1 protein-coding gene is annotated in these 1,274 nt (G+C 72.2%); it reads right to left on the bottom strand.

Translation table 11 applies throughout. The annotated features are described in order from the left end of the window. A partial coding sequence (locus tag IE136_RS35180) for a DEAD/DEAH box helicase (RefSeq protein ID WP_189602564.1) occupies positions 1-1,274 on the bottom strand: 1,274 nt, incomplete at both ends.

Below are 1,274 nucleotides of genomic sequence, written 5' to 3'. Positions count from 1 at the left end.
CGGGCGGAGGCGCTGCGCTTGGGGCGTTCGGCGACGGGTGCGGTGATGACGACGGGGATGCCGGAGGGGGTCTGTGCGCCGGTGATCCGGTTCAGGGCCTCGTCGCCCGAGCGGACCTCGGTGGTCTGGGGGCGGATTCCGGCGTCCGACATGAGGCGCATCATGCTGCGCCGCTGGTTCGGGGTGACGAGGGTGACGACGCTGCCGGACTCGCCGGCGCGGGCGGTGCGTCCGCCGCGGTGCAGGTAGTCCTTGTGGTCGGTCGGCGGGTCGACGTTGACGACGAGGTCGAGGTTGTCGACGTGGATACCGCGTGCGGCGACGTTCGTGGCGACGAGCACGGTGACGTGCCCGGTCTTGAACTGCGCGAGCGTGCGGGTGCGCTGCGGCTGCGACTTGCCGCCGTGCAGGGCGGCGGCCCGTACCCCGCTGTTGAGCAGGTCCTGGGTCAGCCGGTCGACGGCGTGCTTGGTGTCCAGGAACATGATCACGCGGCCGTCACGGGCGGCGATCTCGGTCGTGGCGGCGTGCTTGTCGGCGCCGTGGACGTGCAGGACGTGGTGTTCCATCGTCGTGACGGCACCGGCCGAGGGGTCGACCGAATGCACGACGGGGTCGCTCAGGTAGCGGCGTACCAGCAGGTCGACATTGCGGTCCAGGGTGGCGGAGAACAGCATTCGCTGTCCCTCCGGGCGCACCTGGTCGAGCAGCGCGGTGACCTGGGGCATGAACCCCATGTCGGCCATCTGGTCGGCCTCGTCGAGCACCGTGATGTCCACCTGGTTCAGCCGGCAGTCGCCACGGTCGATGAGGTCCTTGAGCCGTCCCGGGGTCGCGACGACGACCTCGGCTCCGCCGCGCAGGGCGTGCGACTGCCGGCCGATCGACATCCCGCCCACCACCGTGGCCAGCCGCAGCTTGACGGAGCGGGCGTACGGGGAAAGCGCGTCGGTCACCTGCTGCGCCAGCTCACGCGTCGGTACGAGGATCAGGGCGAGCGGCTGGCGGGGCTCGGCGCGCCGGCCTGCGGTGCGGGCCAGCAGCGCCAGCCCGAAGGCCAGCGTCTTGCCGGAGCCGGTACGGCCACGCCCGAGGACGTCACGGCCCGCGAGCGTGTTCGGCAGCGTCGCGCCCTGGATCGGGAACGGCACGGAAACGCCCTGGGCGCCGAGCGCGGCGAGCAGCGGCGCGGGCATGTCGAGATCGGCGAACGCCTCGACGGCGGGCAACGCGGGGGTGATCGTCCTGGGGAGCGCGAACTCACCCTGCACGGC

Source organism: Streptomyces lateritius, assembly GCF_014649715.1.
Classification (GTDB): Bacteria; Actinomycetota; Actinomycetes; order Streptomycetales; family Streptomycetaceae; genus Streptomyces; species Streptomyces lateritius.
The sequence above is the reverse complement of the archived record's forward strand: the minus strand, read 5'-3'. Positions and strand labels throughout refer to the sequence as shown.